At 63.9% G+C, this 2943-nt stretch carries 4 protein-coding genes; 2 read left to right on the forward strand and 2 right to left on the reverse strand.

Translation table 11 applies throughout. The annotated features are described in order from the left end of the window. Both AC3AYF_RS12310 and AC3AYF_RS12315 read left to right on the forward strand, forming a co-directional pair. Positions 1 to 193, forward strand: a 193-nt coding sequence (locus AC3AYF_RS12310; RefSeq protein ID WP_487779796.1) for an ANTAR domain-containing response regulator, incomplete at its 5' end; no start/stop codon positions are given. Positions 194 to 565: 372 nt separating this feature from the next. After that, positions 566 to 1930 (forward strand): MFS transporter, encoded by a 1365-nt coding sequence (locus AC3AYF_RS12315; RefSeq protein WP_295039710.1) that lies wholly within the window; start codon positions 566 to 568, stop codon positions 1928 to 1930. A gap of 93 nt (positions 1931 to 2023) precedes the next feature. Here AC3AYF_RS12315 and AC3AYF_RS12320 read toward each other — a convergent pair whose 3' ends face one another. Beyond that, positions 2024 to 2494 (reverse strand): GNAT family N-acetyltransferase, encoded by a 471-nt coding sequence (locus AC3AYF_RS12320; RefSeq protein WP_295039712.1) that lies wholly within the window; start codon positions 2492 to 2494, stop codon positions 2024 to 2026. Positions 2495 to 2621: 127 nt separating this feature from the next. Beyond that, the coding region (locus tag AC3AYF_RS12325) for a zinc ribbon domain-containing protein YjdM (RefSeq protein ID WP_295039714.1) at positions 2622 to 2943 on the reverse strand (322 nt) is incomplete at its 5' end.

Here is a 2943-nt window from a genome sequence, read left to right on the forward strand (position 1 = left end):
TACCCGCCGGACACTACGCGATCGCAAGCGGATCGATCGCGCCAAGGGGTTGCTGATGACGCACCGGCAGCTGTCCGAGGACGAGGCCTATCGGCTTCTCCGCAAGACCGCCATGGACCAGAGCAAGCCACTGATCGAGGTCGCCCAGAACGTGATCGACCTGGTAGAGATGCTCTCCTCGAAGCGCCTCTGAACCCAGGCGAGCCTGAACCAGGACCTCGAACCGCCCGCCAGACGTTGTTGGTGCAGTGGGCAGGGTCGTTGCACCGACCTGAGGCTCCATCCGCTCGCGCTCCCCTCGTCGTGCATCACGGGATCGGGCTTATGTTGTTGAATCTCGTCGCTAACGGCGATTCTGGTACGCCTTCTGCTTGACTCGATGAGTTCGGACCAAAGGCGGCCCGACCGGGACGTCGTCAGACGACTCCCGACCCCATCATCGCGATGCCCGGCCAACGACGGCCGAGGCCCGCAACGGACAACGGCGTCCATCGCTTCTCATGCCCGGCATGACGAGCGGTGGACGCCGTTTTTTCATGCCCGTCACCATCGGAGAGAGATCTTCATGGACATCCGCCACAAAGCCAACAAGATCCGCCTGTTCAGTTTCTCCACGCCGCAGATGCGCGCCTTCCATCTATCCTGGTTCGCCTTCCATGTCTGCTTCTTCGGCTGGTTCGGCATCGCCCCGCTGATGGCCGTCGTACGCGACGACCTGGGTCTGACCAAGAGCCAGATCGGCAACACGATCATCGCCTCGGTCGCCATCACTATCGTCGTCCGACTGGTGATCGGGCTGCTCTGCGACCGGCTCGGTCCGCGCAAGACCTACACCTGGCTGCTCTGCCTGGGATCGCTGCCGGTCATGTCGATCGGCCTGGCCGACAGCTTCGAAAGCTTCCTGCTGGCTCGACTGGCGATCGGCGCGATCGGCGCGTCCTTCGTCATCACCCAGTACCACTCCACCATGATGTTCGCGCCCAACGTGGTCGGCACGGCGAATGCCACCACCGCCGGCTGGGGCAACCTCGGTGGCGGCACCACGCAGATCCTGATGCCGCTGGTGTTTTCCGGCGTGCTGATGCTGGGTGTCAGCGAGACCCTGGGCTGGCGGCTGGCGATGGTGGTGCCCGGCATCGTGCTGTTGCTGACCGGCCTGGCCTATTACCGCTTCACCCAGGACGCGCCGGATGGAAACTTCAGCGATCTGCGGGCGCGTGGCGAACTGCCGCCGGCCACCCGGGAACACGGCGCCCTGCAGAGCTTCACCGCCGCCGCCCGGGACATCCGCGTCTGGGCACTGTTCGTGGTGTATGCCGCCTGCTTCGGCGTGGAACTCACCATCAACAACATCGCCGCGATCTACTTCTTCGACACCTTCTCGCTGGATCTGGCCACGGCGGGGCTGATCGCCGGGCTGTTCGGATTGATGAACCTGTTCGCGCGCACTCTCGGCGGCGTGTTCTCGGACCTGTTCGCGCGCAACGGCGGACTCAAGGGGCGCGTGCGCTGGCTGTTCATCGCGCTGCTATGCGAGGGCGTGGCACTGCTGGGCTTCGCCCAGATGCAGACCCTGGCCGTGGCGATCGGCATCATGCTGGTGTTCAGCCTGTTCGTGCAGATGGCGGAGGGCGCCACCTTCGGGGTCGTGCCGTTCATCAACAAGCAGGCGCTGGGCGCGGTGGCGGGGATCGTCGGTGCCGGCGGCAATGCCGGTGCCGTGGCCGCCGGCTTCCTGTTTCGCTCGGAATCGCTCTCCTATCAACAGGGTCTTTTCTATCTGGGTCTGGCAGTCATCGCCGCCTCGCTATTCGCGCTCGCGGTCAGGTTCTCCTCGGAGACAGAAGCGACCGAAGATGCGGCCTATCGCCAGGCCGAGGGCGAGCGCCATGTCGCTCGGGATGCCGAGCGGGGGACTGCTGCTGGCTGAGCGCGCGCGCCCTGCGATGACGCCTTGTCATCACGCCCCTCTCCATCGCGAGTCCATGCGATCTTCGCCGCTGCCTTCGGGTAGCGGCTTTTTTCAGAGGTCCTGGTGCATCAACGTGACGCGCTCGCCACGATAGATCACGGATTCGAAGGGCACCCAGCCCAGCCGCGCGTAGAGCGCCACCTGGTCGGGTGTGTAGAGATAAAGTCGCCGACAACCCGCTTCCCGGGCCTCGGTCTCCACCGTCGCCACCAATGCCGAGGCGATACCGCGGCCGCGCCAAGCCGGCAGGACGAAAGCGGAGGCGAGCCACGGCCCCATGGCGGGCCGAGTGCTCATGTCGCTGAGTGTCAGGCTCGCGGTAGCTATCGGCTCGCCATCGTTCATGGCCACGAATACCGAAGGCACGCCTCTGGCACCGCAATCCTCGCGGGTGTCGTCCCGCCATTCGTCGAAGGTCGTGTGCGGGTGGAGTCCGCCCCAGGCGTCGAAGGTCCAACGCGATACTGTTTCGATGCCGAGCGTGTCAGCGCGGTCCAATCGAGAGATCTTCCAGTCCATCATGGCCCCACCCGTGATGCTGAATCCCAAGCCGATCGACGGCCTCGACGACTAGAGAGCCCGATAGATCCAACGCCGGAGCCAGCGTCGATTCAATGTCAGAGCTTCTTGATGCCAGACCCTGTTGATGTCAGACCTTCTTGACGAACTCGGACTTGAGTTTCATCGCTCCGATACCGTCGATCCTGCAGTCGATATCGTGATCGCCATCGACCAGACGAATGTTCTTGACCTTGGTGCCCACTTTCACCACCTGTGAAGAGCCCTTGATCTTGAGGTCCTTGATCACGGTGATGCTGTCGCCATCGACGAGCGGCGTGCCATGGGCATCGGTAACCCGTCGGTCGTCGGCATCACTGCTCGTGGCCTCGGACAGGGTCCACTCGTGGGCACATTCGGGGCAGACGAGAACGCTGGCATCTTCGTAGGTGTATTCGGAACCGCACTGCGGG

The sequence above is a fragment of the Salinicola sp. genome, from assembly GCF_982684285.1.

Coding starts and splice junctions, on each gene's coding strand:
- AC3AYF_RS12315 (WP_295039710.1), top strand. CDS start 566: ATGGACATCCGCCACAAAGCCAACAAGATCCGCCTGTTCAGTTTCTCC.
- AC3AYF_RS12320 (WP_295039712.1), bottom strand. CDS start 2,494: ATGATGGACTGGAAGATCTCTCGATTGGACCGCGCTGACACGCTCGGC.